The following is an 18,236-nucleotide window of genomic DNA, read 5'->3' as shown; positions in this document are numbered from 1 at the left end:
CTCAGTCGTCTCCTGCGTCCTGAGCAGGCGCATACACGCTGTTCTGGTCGAGCCAGTGCCCGCTTGCCGGCTCGACATCGGTGTTCCAGGGCGGCGCTATACCAAGGCCGCGGGCGACGGCAATCGCCGCTTTCAACCCGTCCTCATGGAATCCGTAGCCACAATAACTGCCGCAGAACCATGTGTTACGGACGCCCTGAATTGGCATCATTTCGCCTTGGGCCCAGACTGCGGCGCTGTCGAATACGGGGTGTGTGTAGGTGAAACGTGCGAACTCCAGCGCCGGGTCGGGCTCCTCGAGCGGGTTCATGGTGACGAATAGTGGATATTTGTCGTCGATACCCTGCAAGCGGTTCATCCAGTAGGTCAGGGCAACGGCGCGGTCCATGTCGCGGCGGCCTTCCGAGAGATAGTTCCAGGAGGCCCAGGCCTGACGACGCTTTGGCATCAGGCGCGGATCCCGATGCAGCACCGCAACATTGTCCTGGTAGCTGAAGCAGCCGAGCAAGGCGCGTTCGGCGTCGCTGGCGTCGCTCAGCATGGCGAGTGCCTCGTCGCCGTGGGCGCCGATGACGACCTGATCGTAGTAAGTCTCGGAGCCGTCCGGCTCCCCGATCATCACGCCGGTCTCAAGACGACGAATGCGGCGGACGGGCTGGCCGGTCCGGATCTGTCCGCCGCGCTGCTCGATTTCCGCGGCGAGGCGCTGCACATAAGAGCGGGAGCCGCCGTCGACGGTGAACCACTGTGGCCGGTTCGCATGTTTGAGCAGGCCATGATTGACGAAGAAGCGAACAAAGCTGCGGGCCGGGAAGGCCAGCATGGTCTCTACTGGACAGGACCAAATCGCAGCGGCCATCGGCAGCAGGTGGTCGTAGAGGAAGCCGTCGCCATAGCCTTCACGTTTCAGGAAGTCGCCGAGCGTGAGGCCCGGATCGCCGTCTTCATCAAGCAGGCGCGGGGCAGCGGAGAAGAACCGCGCAACGTCCGCCAGCATTTTGTAATAGCTCGGTTTTAAGAGATTGGCCGGTTGCGCAATCAGACCTTTGAGCGAGCCTTCATATTCGAGCGCACCGTTATCGACGGAAACACTGAACGACATGTCGCTGAGCTTTGTTGGAACATCGAGGACCTCGAACATGCTGATCAGATTGGGGTAGGTCGCCTCGTTATAGACGATGAAGCCTGTATCGACCGGGATCTGCCGGCCGTCATAATCCACCGAAACCGTGTTGCTGTGCCCGCCAAGCCTGTCGTTCGCCTCGTACACGGTGACCTGATAACGCGAAGACAATAACCATGCCGCGCCAAACCCGGCGATACCGCTTCCGATGACAGCTATGCGCATTCCATTACCCCCAGGGAAAACTCTAATCATAATCGTGCCGACTGTGCAGCATTTCGCGTATGGTTAAGCGCACGCGGCGATGTCGGACGAAAGTCCGTCATTCAGCCTTTTGAACGCCGTAAGTGCTCTGTCGCGACCGAACGCTAGATCTACGATGGGTTCCGGATAGTCCGGTGCCGGGTCTCCCGGCGCTTCCCATGGCTTGTGCAGGTATCGGTCGGGAACCTCGGAAAGCTCCGGGACCCAGTTGCGGGTATACGCGCCGTCTTTATCGAATTTCTCGCCCTGCAGGACGGGGTTGAAGATCCGGAAATAGGGCGCTGCATCGGCACCGGATCCAGCGATCCACTGCCATGATGCGGCGTTGTTCGCCAGGTCTGCATCGACCAGCGTATCCCAGAACCAGGCCTCGCCCGCGCGCCAGTCCACCATCAGGTGCTTCACCAGAAAGGACGCGCAGATCATCCGCACCCGGTTGTGCATGTAGCCGGTTTGCCAAAGCTCCCGCATCCCTGCATCCACGATGGGGATACCGGTTTTCCCGCGCTGCCAGGCGCGCAGGGGCTTTTCTGCCCGGTCCCATGGAAAGCGCTCATATTCGGGGCGCAGGCAGACGTCCGGGAGGTCCGGGTTGAAATAAAGCTGGGCGTGGGAGAATTCGCGCCATACCAGCTCCTTCAGGAAATGCTCTACCGATCCCGAAAACGGATCGCGGCCGGTCGTGATGCAATGCGCGACGGTGCGGTGCCAGACTTGGCGCGGGCCGATTTCTCCGAAGTGAAGATGCGGCGAGAGTCGCGAGACAAGTGGCCGTGACGGGAAATCACGGCCCGTCTTATACCCGTCGATCGCGTTTTCCAGAAACTCGTCCAACTTGTCGAGCCCGCCTTGTTCGCCCGGCTGCCAGAGCGCGGAGAAACCGGATGCCCAGTCGGGATCGCGCGGCTGCAGGTTCCAGTCGTCAAGTTGATCGCCTGCCGGGAGCTTTGCGGTGCGCGGGATGCATTGGGGAGTGGCGCCTTCCGGTGCCGGGTCGCCGAGAAGGCGCATGGCCCGCCAGTAAGGCGAATAAACTTTTGGCGGCGTGCCGGTTTTGGTTTTCACCTGCCAGGGCTCGAACAGAAGCGCTGCATTGAAGCTCTCGGCCTCGATACGATCCTCTTTCAGCGCGCTTTTCAGTGCGGCATCGCGGCGGATGGCGAAGGGCTCGTAGCAGCGATTCCAGTAAACGGCACTTGCGCCGGTTTCCGCCGCAAGCGTCCGGATGGTCTCGGCCGCGGTGCCGCGACGCAACAGCAGGGGACAGTCGAGGGTGGCGAGGGATTGCCGAAGCGCATCGAGGCTCTGATGCAGCCACCAACGGGATGCGCCTCCCGGGGCCCATTTCCCCGGTGTGTCATCATCGAGAATGAAAACTGGAAGGATGGGGGCGCCGGATGCCACAGCCGCTGCCAGGGCCGGATTGTCCCCGAGCCGGAGATCCTGACGAAACCAGAGAATAATAGGACGTTCGGTCACGCTACCACCTTTAAGAACCTGCAAGGGGACTTACGGGCCCGGTTCGGACTCGGATCACTTCCGTTCAGCAAAGCTTGTCGGTCGGAAAACGGTAGATGCGTTTGGGGCCAAGGAAGAGAGCATCGAAATGCGTGCCGAGCACTGCACGAATGGCTGCATCGCGGACTGTCAGGCCGCCTGTCAGCGCACCGAATGCCGGCATGATCAGCCTGTCCCCGTTGTGGGCGAAACAACGTCCGCTGAGATTGCGCTGACGGGTCCGTACCCGCGCCGATGGATGATAGTGACCGCTGATCTCCCCATGGGCAGGTGACCTTGAGGCTTCGTGACGGAAGGTCAAGGCGCCGATGGTTGCTTCCGTCGTGTTCCGGCCGGGAAGGTCATCTGGCAGCTCCGGGTCGTGATTACCGGTGATCCAGAGCCAGTCATGTGCCGAGATCAGATGCTCAAGTGCGGCCCGGTCGGCTTTTCCCATTCGGTCCAGCCCGCCGGTATCGTGAAAATTGTCGCCAAGGCAAATCACTGATTGAGGCCTGTAATGGCCGCAGATTTTAGCCAGGCGGTTCAGAGTGTCCGCCGTATCGTAGGGCGGCAGATGAACGCCTCTTGACGCGTAGCTCGATCCTTTCTCCAGATGCAGATCGGACACCACGAGCAGGGAGCGATCGGGCCAGTACAAGGCGCCGGAAAGATCGGCGACCAGTGAGACGCCGTTAAGGGTGAGTGGTTCTGAAGTCATGGCGCTGCTTTGGCGGATCCGAGGAGCCGGGTCAATGGTGATCCCGTATGAGGCGGTATTCATGCGGCATAATTATGTAATCGTACCAATGGCCTGGTCTGTTTTATTGTCGGGGTGGCGCATGTTTCAGTCTGATGAAAATAATATGTTCCGACGTAAAATAACTTGCGATTGTCCATATTCGTTCTATGTATCATTCACGTTTAGAAGTCGCTGTTAAAAGACTGTCTCGCCGCTTTGCCGTCGATCATGTTCCTTCTCCGATATTTTGAGCGTTACCCTCGGTCCGTCGCATTGGGCTCCGGACCGCTTAATTTGTCGTGAAAGGAAAAATCATGACCACAGGTACTGTAAAATGGTTCAACGCCACCAAGGGCTATGGCTTTATCGAGCCGGAAGATGGTTCTAAAGACGCTTTTCTGCACATTTCCGCTCTTGAGCGCGCCGGCATGACCTCCGTCGACGAAGGCCAGCGCCTGTCGTTCGACCTGGTCCCGGGCCAGGGTGGAAAGTCGTCTGCGGAAAACGTAAAGATCGTCGACTAACGCACTGAACATAAAGAATAAGGGCGGTCGCTGATCGCCCTTATTCATACTGACTGCAGGTCGCGTCCGATCAGATTTGATCCGCCACCTATTCAGATTTTCCCCAACTACTATGATCTCTCAAGGATATTATGAACTACGAATCTAACTTTCTTACCAACTACGGCCTTCACAACTACGTCTCTTTTTCCCGATCAAGCGGTGCGAACGTCTTTTCCATTAGAGGCACCGAGAATCCCAAAATGATTGGCCATGCCCGCACCATCATCTCTGAAATGTATGGCAGCGCCTCAACCATCGTCGTGAATTAAAGCACCGGTTATATCGGCAGGTTTGCCTGCTTATTACCGCCGGTCGCTTCGCTGACCAGTTCAGCTTCCGCCTCTTCCAACAGGGTGTCGAGTGCACCGCCGTAGACATGTTCCTTGCCGATCTCAAGCAGGATCGGAACGGCGAGCGGAGAGACCCGGTCGAGGTGGCGGACATCGATCTTGCCATGCACCTGGACCAGAAGCTCGGCCAGACGGCGAATATCCGTCAGGCCGCGCGCAGCGTCCGCGCGGGTGGCACGGAGCAGGACATGATCGGGCTCATGGCTGCGCAGCACGTCATAGATCAGGTCGGCATTGAAAGTGACTTGCCGGCCTGTTTTCTCATGTCCCGGCAGCTTCCGTTCGATCAGGCCGGCGATCACCGCGACGTTCCGGAATGTACGCTTCAGCAGCGTTGATTCCGCCATCCATTCCTCAAGATCGTCTCCAAGCATGTCCTGGTCGAATAGCCCGGCTACATCTTCGGCACGGGGCTCCTTCAAGCCCCAGATCGCGATCACATAATCGGTGGCAACGAAGCCGAGCGGGTCCAGTCCCGCCCGTTCCATCCTCCTGGTCAGCAACATACCCAGTGTCTGGTGCGCGTTCCGTCCGGCGAAGCAGTAGGCGACAAGATAGAATTTCCCGCTGCGCGGAAAAACCTCCACCAGCAGCCGGTCCCGTTTAGGCATGACGGAACGCCATTGCTGCATCCGCAGCCAGTCCTCGACAGGCGCGGGCAGGGTTGGCCAGTTCTTGTCATCCTCCAGCATGGCCCGGACCCTGTCCGACAGGTGCGTGGTGAAGGGCAGGCGTCCGCCCATATAGGCGGGGATCTCCGGCTCCTCTCCCTTGCCGGGGCTGACCTCCACGACTGTCTCACGGACACCCTCGAAAGTCAGAAGCTGGCCGGCGAAGAGGAAAGTGTCGCCTGATGTCAGGCCCTGGACGAAATACTCTTCGATCTCACCGAGAAAACGTCCCCGGCGCATCCGGACCTTCAGTGTCACCGCTTCCACAATCGTGCCCACATTCATCCGGTAGGACCGGGCGACCCGCTGATTGACCACGGTCAGCAATCCGTCGGCGGTCGGCCGCAGCCGGCGGAACCGGTCATAGGTGCGCAAGGCGTATCCGCCATCTGTTACGAACCGCAGGACCGCGTCGAAATCCTCCCGGCTGAGATTGGCATATGGCGAGGCGGTGCGGACTTCCTCGTAAAGCTGATCCGGATGAAACAGTCCGGCGCAGGCGGTGCCGAGGATATGCTGCGCCAGCACGTCCAGCGCGCCTTCGCTTGGCAACTCGCCGTCGAGACTCATCTCGTTCACGGCGTCGATCGCGGCCTGGCATTCCAGCACCTCGAACCGGTTCGCCGGGATCAGGATGGCACGGCTTGGCTGATCAAGCCGGTGATTAGCCCTTCCTATCCGTTGCAGCAGGCGCGAGGAGCCTTTCGGGGCACCGACCTGGATGACCAGATCGACCGCCGCCCAGTCGATCCCGAGATCGAGGGAAGAGGTGGCGACAACGGCCCGTAGCCCACCCTTCGACATGACCGCCTCAACTTTGCGCCGCTGCTCCGCCGCGAGCGAGCCGTGATGCAGGGCAATTGGCAGGTTCTGCTCGTTTATCCGCCAGAGCGCCTGGAACAGAATCTCTGCCTGTGCCCGCGTATTGACGAAGACGAGTGTGGTCGCGGCGCCGCAGATCTGCTCGTAGATATCCTCGACCGCGTAGCTGCCCATATGGCCGGACCAGGGAAAATGCCCGCGCCCGATCATGATCCTGACATCGGCTGCAACCGCACCGCCACCAGTGACGCGTTCAACCATCCCGCTTCCCGTCCGGCCAGTAGGAGACAGATAGGCCTCCAGTGCGTCCGGATAAGCGACGGTTGCGGAAAGCCCGACGCGGCGTGCTTCCGGCGCGAGTTTCGCTAGGCGGGCAAGACCGAGCGACAGCAGCTCCCCGCGCTTGTTGGGGGCCAGTGCATGCAGCTCGTCGATGACAATGGTGCGCAGCCGCCGGAAGATTTTCGGCGCATCGGTATAGGAAAGCAAAAGGGCAAAGCTTTCCGGTGTGGTCAGCAGGATATTGGGCGGGCTGCCACGCTGGCGTTGTTTTTTAGCCTGAGGGGTATCGCCGGTCCGGGTTTCCGCCGTGACAGGCAGCGCCATTTCCTCGATCGGCTGCGTCAGGTTGCGATGGATATCGACAGCAAGGGCTTTCAGCGGCGAGATATAAAGCGTGTGCAGACCGTCAAAAGGTGTTTCGGCCAACTCGACCAGACTGGACAGGAAGCCGGCGAGGGTTTTGCCGCCTCCGGTCGGTGCGATCAGCAAGGCATGTTTGCCCTTACGGGCCGCATCCAGCATTTCAAGCTGGTGCGAGTGCGGCTGCCAGTTTTTATCGGCAAACCAGTCGCGGAAGGTTTTTGGCAGGCCTGTCATATCAGGCCGGGACTGTGCGGTTTTATCCAGCATGGTCCAAAAGTGGTCGCTGAGCGGGATTACAGCAAGCGGCTATTGCGCTTCCGGTCGAGGCCCCGCGAGGGCCCATGCGGTCGCATCCGCATGATCCTTGAAGCACTTGAACGTGCTGCCGGGAAAGATCTGGCCTAAGGCTTTGTTTACAAGCTGAGTGATCCAGTAATTCTTGGTGACGATGGCAACATGTTTGCCTGAGTTCCTGCCTTGCGCGTATGCGTGCCATTCCTGCGCGACGGTGAGCAGGCCGTTCCAGCTCCAGTTGTTTGTTTCGTCATTGCGATGCTGATCGACAACCACGTTGAACCAGATGATGTCCGGATTTTCTTTCCAGATCATGGGCACATGTTTTGTGAGGTCGTAATCCGTAAAGCCTGGCGCCAGATCGATAAACAGCAATTGCCTGTCCATATCCACACGCCAGGAAAGGGGCTCCGTCCTGTTTGAGTAGCGGTCGCTCACTCCGGAAACGGTCATTTTACCACTGGGGCAGTTTGATGGTCGGCAGCTGATACTGCGCCGGAGTAAGGAATGTCTTCATTTATTCCTCGCTCAATCCGGTTGCGATGGATGTCTGTGTACTCAGTTACGACGACAAGGTAGCATACGCCAATACCCATGATAAAAAAAAGACAAAATTATCAGAGAGATCAAAATCAACTGTCCAAATGAACCTCGGCAGAGCCCGATCCTCTGCCGAGGTTATAGAGCGTTTATTCAGGCCGCTCCTGGATACCAGGACGGCTGGCGTTTCTCAGCGAAACTTTTCAGCCCTTCGGAGGCTTCATCTGATTGCCTTTTTGCCGCGTGCTGGGCGACCAGTCGCTCGAAATAGGCATCGGCAAGCGTGATGTTGGCATGTTCCAGGATGACCTGTTTGGTCTGCGTCATGGCCTCGGGTGCCGAAAGCAGCAACTGGTCGATCACCGGTGCCGCGGCTTCGTCGAGCGTGCCGGTCGCGCAGACTTCATGCACCAGCCCCATTTCCGCAGCTTTCGCAGCCTTGAAACGCTCGCAGGTCAGGGCGTAGCGGCGGACATTACGCGGCCCCATGGCGGCGTTCAGGTGAGGCACAATAATCCCGGCCATCACACCCCAGCGGGCTTCGGTAATGGCGAAGATTGCATCCTCGCTGGCAATCACAACATCGCAGGCAGCCACAATACCGACACCGCCACCGAAACAGCCGCCATGCACCAGCGCCACGGTCGGTTTCGTGAAGTCGTTCAGGCCACAGACGGCGGAAGCTGTGCGGCGTGATACTTCAACATTCTCCTCCGGAGAGAGCGCGCCGATGGCATTAAGCCATTTCAGGTCTGCGCCGGCCTGGAAATGCTTACCGTTGCCCCGGAGCACCACGACACGAACGGCATCGTCCGTGGCACAGTCGCCGAAAGCATCGATAAGCCCCTGGATGACATCACCGTTATAGGCGTTGTTCACGTCAGGCCGATTAATGGTGACTGTGGCGACGCCGCGCGCGTCTTTTGATAACAGGACGACGGGTTCGGACATGGCTGGGCCTCTTCGAGCGTTGGAATTAGCTCCGGACGGAGCCGACGAAGAGTATGCCGGGATTTCCGGTAATCCAACCCTGAGGCTGGGCACATCCAGTGGTTGGAACAGGCAACAAAAAAGCCGGAGAGACTATTTCAGTCTCATCCGGCCTCTATGTTCGCAGTCGCGGAATTATCAGGCAGCCTTCTGGGCTGCCGATGCTGTTTCGCCGTGCATCTCGGCTGCATCGTTATGACGTGCCAGACCGTCGATCATTTCCTGTGCGCACTCAGCCTGCAAAGTCGACCATTTGCGCTGGGTGTCGGCAAAATAGACCCGGGGGCGTTTGGTTTTTTCAGTGAACATGTATAGCTCCTGTGCAGGCAACAACATCCTGTGATCTTGTGTAGAAGATCATTACGAGAGCGTAAAATGAAAATGCTGCAATGCAGCATTGAATTAATGCCGATTGGCGATCAATAAGTCGACGGTATGATAAAGAGTGCGCAAAACATGACGCCGTGACGCTGGAGTCTCATCCAGCGGTCGGTTAAGTTCCGGCATCTGGAAAACCCGAGATTTCGAGGCTCCCTTGAACAGTTCCGACATCACCTCTCGCATCAAGATGATCCTGGATGCGGAAGCCGCCGCCATCAATGCCATCAAGATCGATGAAAGCTATGAGAAAGCGCTGGATATCCTTCAGGGCACACCAGGCAAAATCATCACGACCGGGATGGGGAAGGCGGGTTTCATCGCGCATAAATTCGCGGCGATCCTGAGCTCCACGGCATCACCGGCCTTCTTCATTCATCCGAGTGAGGCCGCCCATGGCGATTTGGGCATGGTCGCGCCGGGGGATTGCATCGTTGCCTTCTCGACCAGTGGCAAGACCAGGGAAGTGCTGGAATTCATCGAACTTAGCCGTCATGTCGATGCCGGCAAGGTTATCGGTATCACCTCGCATCCTGATAGCGGCCTGCGGGACCTGTCGGACGTGATCGTTGATATGGGCGCGGTGAAAGAACCGTGTCCGCTGGGTCTGACACCGTCCGCGAGTATGGCCGTCATGTCCGCCGTCAGCGATGCGCTGGCGCTGGTGCTGATGGAGCGCAAGGGCGTCTCACGGCATGAATATGGACTTCGCCATCACGGCGGCTATCTCGGTAAGCAGGCACGAACGGATAATATCGAGTAGGGATGGCAAAAGCCGCGCGCAGGGCAAGCTGGATAAAAGTCAGGCCGGAAGGTCTGCTTGTCGAGCCAGGCGGCTTTTATGTCGATCCGACCCGCGTGGTTGATCGTGCGGTGATCACTCACGGGCACGCAGACCATGCCCGTCCGGGCCACGGCACGGTCGCCGCCACGGCTGAAACGCTTGCCATCATGCGGGTGCGGTACGGCGAAACACCGTTCAAAAGCAGCCAGGCACTCTGCTTCGGCGAGAAGATCACCGTCAATGATGTGACTGTATGGTTGGCGCCGGCCGGGCATGTGCTCGGCAGTGCGCAGGTCGTGCTGGAACATAGGGGCGAGCGGGTTGTCGTTTCCGGCGACTATAAACGCCGCCCAGATCAGACATGCACCGGTTTCGAGCCTGTAGACTGTGATGTTTTCATCACCGAGGCGACGTTCGGCCTGCCGGTTTTCCGGCATCCGGAGGACAGTCACGAAATAGCAAGCCTGATGCATTCGCATGCGCTGTTTCCCGAGCGCTGCCATGTGATCGGGACCTATTCCCTCGGAAAGGCGCAGCGGCTGATATCGCTGATCCGGGCGAGTGGATATGATCGTCCGCTTTATCTGCACGGTGCGCTCTTGCCGCTTTGCGCGCTGTATCAGGAACATGGAGTAAGCTTGGGTGAGTTGCTGCCGGCGACGGCGGGAGAAAAAGGCCAGCCGCGCGATGCCTTGAAGGGCGAGATTGTGCTGGCACCGCCATCAGCCATCGCGGACCGATGGGCGCGCCGACTGCCAGATCCGGTGATCTGCATGGCGTCAGGCTGGATGCGGGTAAAGCAACGGGCAAAGCAGGGCGGGGTCGAACTACCCCTTGTGATTTCCGATCATGCCGACTGGGACGAGTTGCTGGCGACGCTGGACGACGTCGGGGCACCGGAGGTCTGGGTCACACACGGACGCGAGGAAGCACTGGTCCATGCGGCCCGGCTAAAAGGCATGGAGGCGCAGGCGCTCCGGCTGATCGGGTATGAGGAGGAAGGCTGATGGAGCGTTTCTCTCAACTTCTCGACCGGCTGCTCTATGCCCCGCAGCGGACGATCAAGCTGAAGTTGATGGCGGATTACTTCTCCCATGCGCCAGACCCGGATCGTGGCATCGCCCTTGCGGCGCTGGCCGGCGCGCTGGATCTGAAAAACGCGAAGCCGGCCCTGATCCGTCAATTGGGCATGCAGCGTGTGGATCCTGACCTGTTTGGGTGGTCTTACGATTTCGTCGGTGACTTAGCCGAGACCGTGGCCCTGATCTGGCCCGAACGGCCGACAAATGCGACTGCGCCGGAACTGGGCAAGATCCCTGCCATGCTTGCCGACCTGAAGCCGGCCGAAGCTGGCGTGTTGCTTGAAAGCTGGCTCGATACGCTGGATGCGACCGGGCGCTGGGCACTATTGAAGCTGATTACCGGCGGACTGAGGGTCGGAGTCTCGGCCCGGCTCGCAAAAACGGCGCTGGGTGATGCTTTCGGGATCTCCGCGGACGATATCGAAGAGGTCTGGCACGGGCTGGAGCCGCCTTACGAGCCATTGTTCGCCTGGCTGGAAGGTACGGCGCCGCGTCCCGATATGAGTAATCGAGCTGTTTTCCGGCCCCTGATGCTGGCCAGTCCTCTGGAAGAGATGGAGTTGGAAAAACTGCCCCTGGCGGACTATGCGGCTGAATGGAAGTGGGACGGGATCAGAGTCCAGCTTGCGGCCCGAGCGGGCGAGCGGCGGCTCTATTCGCGGACCGGTGACGATATCTCATCCGCCTTTCCGGATATTGTCGACTTTATGGGGTTTGAGGGCGTGCTGGATGGAGAGCTGCTGGTGGTTCGGGATGGTGAGGTTGCTCCATTCAACGATTTGCAACAGCGCCTCAATCGCAAGCGGGTGACGGCGAAGATGCTTCAGCAGCATCCCGCCCATATTCGGCTATACGACATCCTGTTCGACGGCGCGGAGGACCTGCGTTCTCTCGGCTTTGAAGAGCGCCGCGCCAGGCTGGAAGCTTTCTGGGACCGGGAGAAACCGGAGCGGACGGACATCTCGGAGCTGGTCCCGTTCGACAGTCCTGCGGCGCTTGAAGCGCTTCGGGCCGGATGCCGGGGGGCACAGATCGAGGGCCTGATGCTGAAGCGCCGCGACAGTATCTATCAGGCCGGACGGCCGAAAGGGCCGTGGTTCAAGTGGAAGCGGGATGCGCTGACCGTCGATACTGTTGTCATGTATGCCCAGCGCGGGCACGGACGGCGCTCGTCCTTTTATTCCGACTATACTTTCGGAGCCTGGCGGGATGGAGAGGCGGGCCTTGAACTCGTGCCGGTCGGTAAGGCCTATTCCGGATTTACGGACGAAGAGCTGAAGAGGCTCGATAAATGGGTGCGTGACAACACGGTGAACCGGTTCGGCCCGGTCCGCGAGGTGACACAGGCGCTCGTTGTCGAGGTGGCGTTTGACAGCGTGCACCGGTCCTCGCGTCATAAGAGCGGTGTCGCCATGCGCTTTCCGCGCTTTCACCGCATTCGCTGGGACAAACCGGCGGAAGAAGCGGATCGTCTGGAAAATCTCGAGAAGCTGATCAGTTGAGACGATTTCTCCATCCCGTCTTTCCAAGCCAAGCGTTTTCTTGATAAAGACAGGTAACGTCTTGGAAAAACGCCATGAATGACCGCGCCGCCGATCGCATCCTGTTCCAGCTGAAAACCCGGGGTCCGCAGACCATCGGCGATCTCGGTGCGCATTTTTCGATGACCGGGGAAGCGGCGCGTCAGCATCTGGCAAAACTCGCCGATGCCGGTCTTGTCGAGCCCGAGGACCGACGCCAGGGGCGTGGCCGGCCGCGACGCTACTGGATGCTGACCGAGAGTGGGCACGCCCGGTTTCCGGATAATCACGCGCAACTCACCGTGGAGCTTCTCCAGTCCGTCCGGGAGTTGTTCGGAGAGGCGGGGCTCGACCGGCTGATCGACAAGCGGAGGGCGGAAACCCTTGATGCATACAGGACTGAAACCGGGCAGGACGGGGGCCTTCCGGAGAGGCTGGATCGGCTGACCGCGATGCGGGAGCGGGAAGGTTATATGGCCGATTGGTCAGAGACTGAGGACGGCGCGTTTCTACTTATCGAGAACCATTGCCCGATCTGTGCGGCGGCGGCGGAATGCCAGGGCATTTGTCGAGCCGAACTGGAGCTTTTTCAGGATGTTCTCGGACCGGATTGCATGGTAGAGCGGACCGATCACATTCTTGCAGGCGCACGTCGCTGCGCCTATCGGATCACGCCTCGATGAATCGCATTGAACGGAAGAAGGTTTCCGCGCTGGTCGGCCTGCGCAAGAGGGTTCCAATTGGCATCGGGCACAATATGGGGCCGCCGCTGAGCAACGCCTATCAACTCAGATACTGGACAAAGGCCGTTGCCAAGGCGTGGGAGCCGCCGCCCGACCGCCTGATCCTGCAGCGCCGGCTCAAACGAGCGAAAGAACTGGGCATGACCTATAGAGAGTACATGCTGGAGATCCTGGAGCGCGGAAGGCATCTTTGACGCAACGTTCTGGTCTGGCGTACGGTCCGGTCAAGACCACGGAACAGGCGAGAGGCGCTCCGCCCGTTTGAGGATTTCGGATTTCCGGGTTTCATAGAATTTCCGGGTCTCGGCAAGTCCGGCTGCCTTGAGCTTCAACTCAGGTGGACCTTTTGAGACGATTTCATCTGAAAGATCGAGTACCAGTTTCGCCGCTTCGAGCCGGTCCGTCTGGGACTTCAGGGAAATAATGGCGAGCAGGGCGATATTCAGACCTGCTTCCTTGTCTTTGAGGCTGTCTGATGCCGCGTGAAACCGCGCGACCCGCAGTAGAGACTTGATGGTTGCCTGCTGCTGACCCGGCTTTCTGGATTTGGCCTGGCGGTTGATCGCGTCGGTGAACACTTCTTTGTTCCGGGTTGCTTCGGCCAGTGTAATCTCGGCTTCGACCATATCGAACTTGGTTCCGATTCTCGTGGAGAGCTGCAGCGCGTCTTGTGCAAACGATTCGGCCTTCTTCAGCTCTCCTCTCGCAATATGGGCTTTTGCGAGCCCTATCAGAGCCCCCGTCCTGTACGGCACTGAGGTCGGGAGCCGAATGAAAGTCCGCCCGCTATCCAGTCCCTCATTCTCCGGTAGGATTTCCAGCACTCGAGCATACGCCCGAGCAGCCGCTTCATGATTGCTGAGAAGGCTCTCGAATTTAGCGTGTTTGATTCGGTATTCGGCCGCCTGAACCGCGAGCGGGGCGTTGTTGGCCGCTTTTTCAGTAACGCCGTTCTTGAAGACCGAGCCTTCGGCGATCTGAGCCGAGTGTTCGGCAACGTCCCGGCTTGCTTCGTGATACCCGAGGCTCCATAGATGCATGGCGACGGCAATTAAGGCCCCGGATTTGTTCGTTGCGGGGAGCTTTGCCTGATCAACCGCATGTATCGCCTTGAGGGCTTCTTCGTCGGCCCGTGCTTCCTCGCCCCTGATTAGGGCGAGCTTGGCTTGCCGTATGTGGATATCGGCCCAACCGGTACCGACAGTCTTGCCGGCAGCTATAAGATCTCGTGCGGCGCGTGCCAAATAAGTGCTTGCTTCGGAATACTTCTTGCGGCGAAAGACGATGTCGGAAAGCGTCGTGTCGATGGAGATTTTCTTGTCTGAAAGCTTGGGATTCTGGTCCGCGCGCTGGTAGGCGTCTCTGAGGACTTCCACTGCTTTATCTGGATTCTCGCGTCCAATCGTCCTTGCGAGAGTGATTAGCGCCTTCATCGCCGGTTCTTCGAAGCCACCTTCGTCGTAGGCTGTAACTGCTATTTCGGACCAACTCGCAGCGACACGGTTGTTTCCGGCCCGTCGTTCCAACTCGGCCATTTTGTCCGCGGCTTTACCCCGTGCGAAAGGCAAGTTTTCCTTGGTTGCCCAGTCCCGCAAGGAAATCAGTTCCTGTCTTGCCTCATCCACTCTTCCGGCACGGACGAGCCGGTCAGAGAGATTGAGCCAGAGATTCATCGGGCCGGGAAAATCTCCCGGACGGGCGTCGGCGATTGCCTTCTTGTACCGGGCAATGGCTTGCTCGACCTTGCCTTCCCTGAACAGCTTGTCCGTTTTGTCCTGTACTAACATTCTCTCCAGACTCGACAGGCTCGACTGGATGTTCGTCTGCCTCGACGGCTCGTTGGTCGCAAGGCAGCCAGTCAGGGGCAGAGAAAGGATAAGGACTGAAAAGAACAGTCTCTTGAGCATTGTGGATCGCCTTTTGTCGCCGGACAGTAGGAAGTGCTCGCATTCTCCGAGCCAGCGGGAAGCGGGTCAAAGCGCTTCACCTGCTGACGCGCTTGACAAGGGGCTGAAAAATCGAAGTTTTCAGTTCTGATTCTACTGGGCCAAGGCTGGCCACTGGACTGGTGAAAGACGATCAGCGTATTTTAGGAGCTTGGAGCTAAGAACACCATAAACTCTCCCGACATCTTTCAGAACATAGAGGTCTTTTTCGGTCAATGCATCGGGGTCCAGTTCGCGGATCTCATCAGCGATCTCTAGCGCGACTCTGGAGGCTTCCATTCTCAAGTCGGATGCCTCGACCATCACGGCGGCAGCTTCAGCCATGGTCAAGCCTCGTTTCTTGGCTTTCAGGCTGCTACCAGCAGAATGAAACCAGGCTAGACGCAAAAATCCTTGGGCGGCGTCATAGTTTCCGTATCCTTTCTTAACAGATGCGAATTCGCCCAGTGCATCGTTAAGCGCTTTTAGGTCTCGTGCGGCTTCAGAAAAAGCAATCTTCGCTTCGGCACGTGGTACATCAAGCCCTTCGCGTTCCGCTATGCTGATGGCTTTCAAAGCGTGAGTTCGCGCGGGCTCTAGGTCACCAAGTGCAACCTCAGCCCGAGCCAATCCAGTCAGAGATTCAACCAAGAGAGGTTCTGTCTTTTCGGTCTTTACGACTCCGGGGGCTGGATTTGATGCGGCTGAATCTTCCGGTAAAATTTCTACGGCTCGGGCAAATGCGTGTCTGGCCGCGTCGTGGTTTCCCAGGGCGCGTTCTACTCGGCCAAGTCGGACATACGGGTCTGCAATCGACCTGCGCAGCTGGTAAACAAAAGGATTTTTAGCGTTTTTCGGATCGTCGAGCCTAACCATTGCTTCTGCGAGGTGGGCGGCGCGTCGGGCCACGTCACGGCTCGCAGACCGATATCCCATGGTCCATAGAATGCCTGCAGCTTTAATCAGTGCTTGGCTCTTGTTCAATGGCGGAAGTTCGGACTGATCGAGAGTTGTTAAGGATTCAAGAATCAACGAATCTGCTGCCTGCATCTGCCCTTTCAGACCGAGTACCTGTGCTTGATGTAATTGTTGGTACGCCTGTCTTGCGGTTTTACTGCCCCTTTCATGCTGGGCTTCGGCAGCGGAAATAGTGGCCAACATTTGATTGATGTCAGAGGTTGAAGATCGGGATTGTTGGTTTGTTACGCAGCCGGACAGCAATAGCGTAGCAATGAAACACCCAAAAATTCTAAAAAGAAGCATTGCTGTTGCGCCTTATTTTTCGTGAAGGAGTATGAAATGCTGACGCAGCATCGTTTCAGAGTATTGGGCGGTCAATGGATTAGCTATGGACTCGGAGACTGAGTTTGAATCTCTTCAGCGCCCGCCGGCGTTCCGTTTCACCATGCTGAAATTCTCTTCCACATAGGCCATCAGTTCAGCGACGGATTCATTCACTGTCCGATCCGCTGTCTCGACCGTGACCTCCGGCGTTACGGGTTCCTCATAGGGCGCTGAAACGCCCGTGAATTCCTTGATTTCGCCGGCACGGGCCTTCTTGTAGAGGCCTTTTGGATCACGCCCTTCGCAGGTGGCGACATCGGCCGCGATATAGACCTCGTGGAACATATCCGGGGCAATGGAACGGGCCCGGTCGCGGTCGGCGCGGTAGGGCGAGATGAAGGCTGTGACGACCAGAACACCAGCGCTGGCGAAGAGTTTGGCAACCTCGCCGACGCGGCGGATGTTCTCGACCCGATCTTCCGGTGCAAAGCCGAGATCGGAGGAAAGGCCGAAGCGGACATTGTCTCCATCGAGCACATAGACCTGATAGCCCTTGGCGAAGAGCTGGTGCTCCAGCTCGATGGCGATGGTCGACTTGCCGGCTCCGGATAGGCCGGTCAGCCACAGAACGCCGCCTTCATGTCCATTGGCATGGGCGCGCAACTCCGGTGTCACCCGGTGCTCGACTGCTGTGATGTTGGTCGAGCGCACGTCGGTGCGGCTACGCTGGTCCGGGTAGCCTTCCATAAAGATGGTGCCGCCGCCGACCGTGTCGTACCCGTCGACGAGGACGAAGCGTCCTGTTTTCGGATTGTCGGAGAATTCATCAAGCGCCAGCATGGCGCGGGCGCGGAGCGTCACCTCGCCAATGGCGTTGCGCTCCAGCCTGTCACCCGTATCGTGTGTCAGGTTCTCGACATCAATCACCATCTCGATAGACTGGACTTCGACCATCTGCTCATTGGTGGCGAGCTTCAGTTTATAGCGCTTGCCGACTTCCAGCGGATTGTGGCCGAGCCAGAAGATCCGGGCACGGAATACATTGGTTTCGAACGGAGCATTGGACTCGTGGCTGATCATCTGGCCGCGCTCGATGAAAAGCTGTTCGCTCAGCGTGATGCCGACTGATTGTCCCGCGGACGCACTCAATGCCGGGGCCTTGGTGTTCCAGCTCTCTATGCTTTTGACTGTTACCGTCTTGTTGGACGGAGAGATCAGGATTTTGTCACCGGTATGGATACGGCCGCTCTCTATCCGGCCGGCAATGATCCGACGTTCATCGAATTTATAGACATCCTGTACCGGGAAGCGCAGAGGCCGCTCGGTCGGCAGAATGGGCGGCGTGAAGTTGTCGAGCACCTGGACGAGGGAGGGTCCCTGGTACCACGGCATTTTGTCCGGCGCCGTAATCAGCCCCTGTCCCTCGCGGGCGGAGACCGGAATGATGGCGGAGGCTTCGAGACCGAGTTCCGACAGGTAGGTGCGGATTTCGGTCGTCAGTTCCTGGAAACGCTCCTCACGATAATCCGCGAGATCCATCTTGTTGATAACGACAGCAACCTGCCGTACGCCCAGCAAATGAAGGATATAGCCGTGCCGCCGGGATTGCTCCTGCATGCCGTCCTTGGCATCGATCACCAGCACCGCCGCGTCGGACAGCGCCGCGCCGGAGACCATGTTCTTAAGGAACTCCTTGTGGCCGGGTGCATCGATGATGACGTAGTTGCGCTTCTCCGTATTGAAGAAGATCTGCGTCGTGTCGATGGTGATGCCCTGATCACGTTCCGCCTGCAGGGCGTCGAGGACGAAGGCCCATTCGACTGGCATCCCGCGCCGTTCGGACATTGCGATGACGGCTTCGGCCTTGCCGTCCGGCAGCGAGTTGGTCTCGTGCAACAGGCGGCCGATCAGGGTCGACTTGCCGTGATCGACATGGCCGACGACGACGAGCTTGAGGGGAGGGATTTCAGAGGAAACGTGCATTTTGAAACTCTTGACCGATCAGATGCGGCAATA

16 protein-coding genes are annotated in these 18,236 nt (G+C 58.6%); 6 read left to right on the top strand and 10 right to left on the bottom strand.

Translation table 11 applies throughout. The features are described 5' to 3' along the window. Window position 1: 1 nt before the first annotated feature. The 3 genes from VOI22_RS05890 to pdeM all read right to left on the bottom strand — a co-directional run bounded on the left by VOI22_RS05890 (window position 2) and on the right by pdeM (window position 3,605). Window positions 2–1,348 carry an NAD(P)/FAD-dependent oxidoreductase gene (locus VOI22_RS05890; protein WP_323795626.1) on the bottom strand — a complete coding sequence of 449 codons (1,347 nt, stop codon included), beginning with the start codon at window positions 1,346–1,348 and terminating at the stop codon, window positions 2–4. Between the two features lie 63 nt (window positions 1,349–1,411). Next, window positions 1,412–2,866, bottom strand: a complete 1,455-nt coding sequence (locus VOI22_RS05885) for a deoxyribodipyrimidine photo-lyase (protein WP_323795625.1) — start codon at window positions 2,864–2,866, stop codon at window positions 1,412–1,414. Window positions 2,867–2,930: 64 nt separating this feature from the next. Next, window positions 2,931–3,605 (bottom strand): ligase-associated DNA damage response endonuclease PdeM, encoded by a 675-nt coding sequence (gene pdeM, locus VOI22_RS05880; protein ID WP_323795624.1) that lies wholly within the window; start codon window positions 3,603–3,605, stop codon window positions 2,931–2,933. Between the two features lie 335 nt (window positions 3,606–3,940). On the opposite strand from pdeM, the gene VOI22_RS05875 reads away from it, so the two are divergent. Further along, window positions 3,941–4,150 carry a cold-shock protein gene (locus VOI22_RS05875; protein ID WP_323795623.1) on the top strand — a complete coding sequence of 70 codons (210 nt, stop codon included), beginning with the start codon at window positions 3,941–3,943 and terminating at the stop codon, window positions 4,148–4,150. Window positions 4,151–4,469: 319 nt separating this feature from the next. Here the strand turns inward: VOI22_RS05875 and VOI22_RS05870 are convergent, their stop codons facing one another. The 4 genes from VOI22_RS05870 to VOI22_RS05855 all read right to left on the bottom strand — a co-directional run bounded on the left by VOI22_RS05870 (window position 4,470) and on the right by VOI22_RS05855 (window position 8,813). Beyond that, entirely contained in the window at window positions 4,470–6,947 is a 2,478-nt protein-coding gene (locus VOI22_RS05870; protein ID WP_416366087.1) for a ligase-associated DNA damage response DEXH box helicase, read from the bottom strand. Between the two features lie 39 nt (window positions 6,948–6,986). After that, window positions 6,987–7,427: a hypothetical protein gene (locus VOI22_RS05865; RefSeq protein ID WP_323795622.1), complete on the bottom strand. Its 441-nt coding sequence runs from the start codon at window positions 7,425–7,427 to the stop codon at window positions 6,987–6,989. A gap of 240 nt (window positions 7,428–7,667) precedes the next feature. Further along, a complete protein-coding gene (locus VOI22_RS05860; protein WP_323795621.1) occupies window positions 7,668–8,465 on the bottom strand; it encodes an enoyl-CoA hydratase-related protein in 798 nt (265 codons plus the stop codon). Window positions 8,466–8,642: 177 nt separating this feature from the next. After that, the gene (locus VOI22_RS05855; protein WP_323795620.1) at window positions 8,643–8,813 is read right to left on the bottom strand and encodes a hypothetical protein; all 171 of its coding nucleotides are present in this window, start codon (window positions 8,811–8,813) and stop codon (window positions 8,643–8,645) included. A 226-nt stretch (window positions 8,814–9,039) separates the two neighbouring features. On the opposite strand from VOI22_RS05855, the gene VOI22_RS05850 reads away from it, so the two are divergent. The 5 genes from VOI22_RS05850 to VOI22_RS05830 all read left to right on the top strand — a co-directional run bounded on the left by VOI22_RS05850 (window position 9,040) and on the right by VOI22_RS05830 (window position 13,205). Further along, window positions 9,040–9,645, top strand: a complete 606-nt coding sequence (locus VOI22_RS05850) for an SIS domain-containing protein (protein ID WP_323795619.1) — start codon at window positions 9,040–9,042, stop codon at window positions 9,643–9,645. Between the two features lie 2 nt (window positions 9,646–9,647). Continuing rightward, a complete protein-coding gene (locus tag VOI22_RS05845) occupies window positions 9,648–10,673 on the top strand; it encodes a ligase-associated DNA damage response exonuclease (RefSeq protein WP_323795618.1) in 1,026 nt (341 codons plus the stop codon). After that, window positions 10,673–12,250, top strand: a complete 1,578-nt coding sequence (locus VOI22_RS05840) for a cisplatin damage response ATP-dependent DNA ligase (protein ID WP_323795617.1) — start codon at window positions 10,673–10,675, stop codon at window positions 12,248–12,250. Before VOI22_RS05845 ends, VOI22_RS05840 begins: the two co-directional genes overlap by 1 nt. Window positions 12,251–12,324: 74 nt before the next feature. Beyond that, on the top strand, window positions 12,325–12,951 hold the full coding sequence (locus tag VOI22_RS05835) for a metalloregulator ArsR/SmtB family transcription factor (protein WP_323795616.1): 627 nt from the start codon (window positions 12,325–12,327) through the stop codon (window positions 12,949–12,951). After that, on the top strand, window positions 12,948–13,205 hold the full coding sequence (locus VOI22_RS05830) for a hypothetical protein (protein WP_323795615.1): 258 nt from the start codon (window positions 12,948–12,950) through the stop codon (window positions 13,203–13,205). The genes VOI22_RS05835 and VOI22_RS05830 overlap by 4 nt, the downstream gene beginning before the upstream one ends. A gap of 30 nt (window positions 13,206–13,235) precedes the next feature. Here the strand turns inward: VOI22_RS05830 and VOI22_RS05825 are convergent, their stop codons facing one another. From VOI22_RS05825 to cysC, 3 genes are all read right to left on the bottom strand, one after another. Continuing rightward, complete coding sequence (locus VOI22_RS05825; protein ID WP_323795614.1) at window positions 13,236–14,798, bottom strand: hypothetical protein; 1,563 nt, start codon at window positions 14,796–14,798, stop codon at window positions 13,236–13,238. Window positions 14,799–15,050: 252 nt separating this feature from the next. Then, window positions 15,051–16,199 carry a tetratricopeptide repeat protein gene (locus VOI22_RS05820; RefSeq protein WP_323795613.1) on the bottom strand — a complete coding sequence of 383 codons (1,149 nt, stop codon included), beginning with the start codon at window positions 16,197–16,199 and terminating at the stop codon, window positions 15,051–15,053. A gap of 114 nt (window positions 16,200–16,313) precedes the next feature. Further along, window positions 16,314–18,203 carry an adenylyl-sulfate kinase gene (cysC, locus tag VOI22_RS05815; protein ID WP_323795612.1) on the bottom strand — a complete coding sequence of 630 codons (1,890 nt, stop codon included), beginning with the start codon at window positions 18,201–18,203 and terminating at the stop codon, window positions 16,314–16,316. Window positions 18,204–18,236: the final 33 nt, after the last annotated feature.

The organism is Nisaea sp. (assembly GCF_034670185.1).
In the GTDB taxonomy this organism is placed as follows: Bacteria; Pseudomonadota; Alphaproteobacteria; order Thalassobaculales; family Thalassobaculaceae; genus Nisaea.
This window is presented reverse-complemented; position numbering and strand designations above follow the sequence as displayed.

Excerpts from the sequence above, each read along its gene's own strand:
- VOI22_RS05865 (WP_323795622.1), bottom strand. The coding sequence starts at position 7,427 with ATGACCGTTTCCGGAGTGAGCGACCGCTACTCAAACAGGACGGAGCCC.
- VOI22_RS05820 (WP_323795613.1), bottom strand. The coding sequence starts at position 16,199 with ATGCTTCTTTTTAGAATTTTTGGGTGTTTCATTGCTACGCTATTGCTG.
- VOI22_RS05870 (WP_416366087.1), bottom strand. The coding sequence starts at position 6,947 with ATGCTGGATAAAACCGCACAGTCCCGGCCTGATATGACAGGCCTGCCA.
- cysC (WP_323795612.1), bottom strand. The coding sequence starts at position 18,203 with ATGCACGTTTCCTCTGAAATCCCTCCCCTCAAGCTCGTCGTCGTCGGC.
- VOI22_RS05830 (WP_323795615.1), top strand. The coding sequence starts at position 12,948 with ATGAATCGCATTGAACGGAAGAAGGTTTCCGCGCTGGTCGGCCTGCGC.
- VOI22_RS05890 (WP_323795626.1), bottom strand. The coding sequence starts at position 1,348 with ATGCGCATAGCTGTCATCGGAAGCGGTATCGCCGGGTTTGGCGCGGCA.
- VOI22_RS05825 (WP_323795614.1), bottom strand. The coding sequence starts at position 14,798 with ATGTTAGTACAGGACAAAACGGACAAGCTGTTCAGGGAAGGCAAGGTC.
- VOI22_RS05840 (WP_323795617.1), top strand. The coding sequence starts at position 10,673 with ATGGAGCGTTTCTCTCAACTTCTCGACCGGCTGCTCTATGCCCCGCAG.
- pdeM (WP_323795624.1), bottom strand. The coding sequence starts at position 3,605 with ATGACTTCAGAACCACTCACCCTTAACGGCGTCTCACTGGTCGCCGAT.
- VOI22_RS05845 (WP_323795618.1), top strand. The coding sequence starts at position 9,648 with ATGGCAAAAGCCGCGCGCAGGGCAAGCTGGATAAAAGTCAGGCCGGAA.
- VOI22_RS05875 (WP_323795623.1), top strand. The coding sequence starts at position 3,941 with ATGACCACAGGTACTGTAAAATGGTTCAACGCCACCAAGGGCTATGGC.
- VOI22_RS05860 (WP_323795621.1), bottom strand. The coding sequence starts at position 8,465 with ATGTCCGAACCCGTCGTCCTGTTATCAAAAGACGCGCGCGGCGTCGCC.
- VOI22_RS05855 (WP_323795620.1), bottom strand. The coding sequence starts at position 8,813 with ATGTTCACTGAAAAAACCAAACGCCCCCGGGTCTATTTTGCCGACACC.
- VOI22_RS05835 (WP_323795616.1), top strand. The coding sequence starts at position 12,325 with ATGAATGACCGCGCCGCCGATCGCATCCTGTTCCAGCTGAAAACCCGG.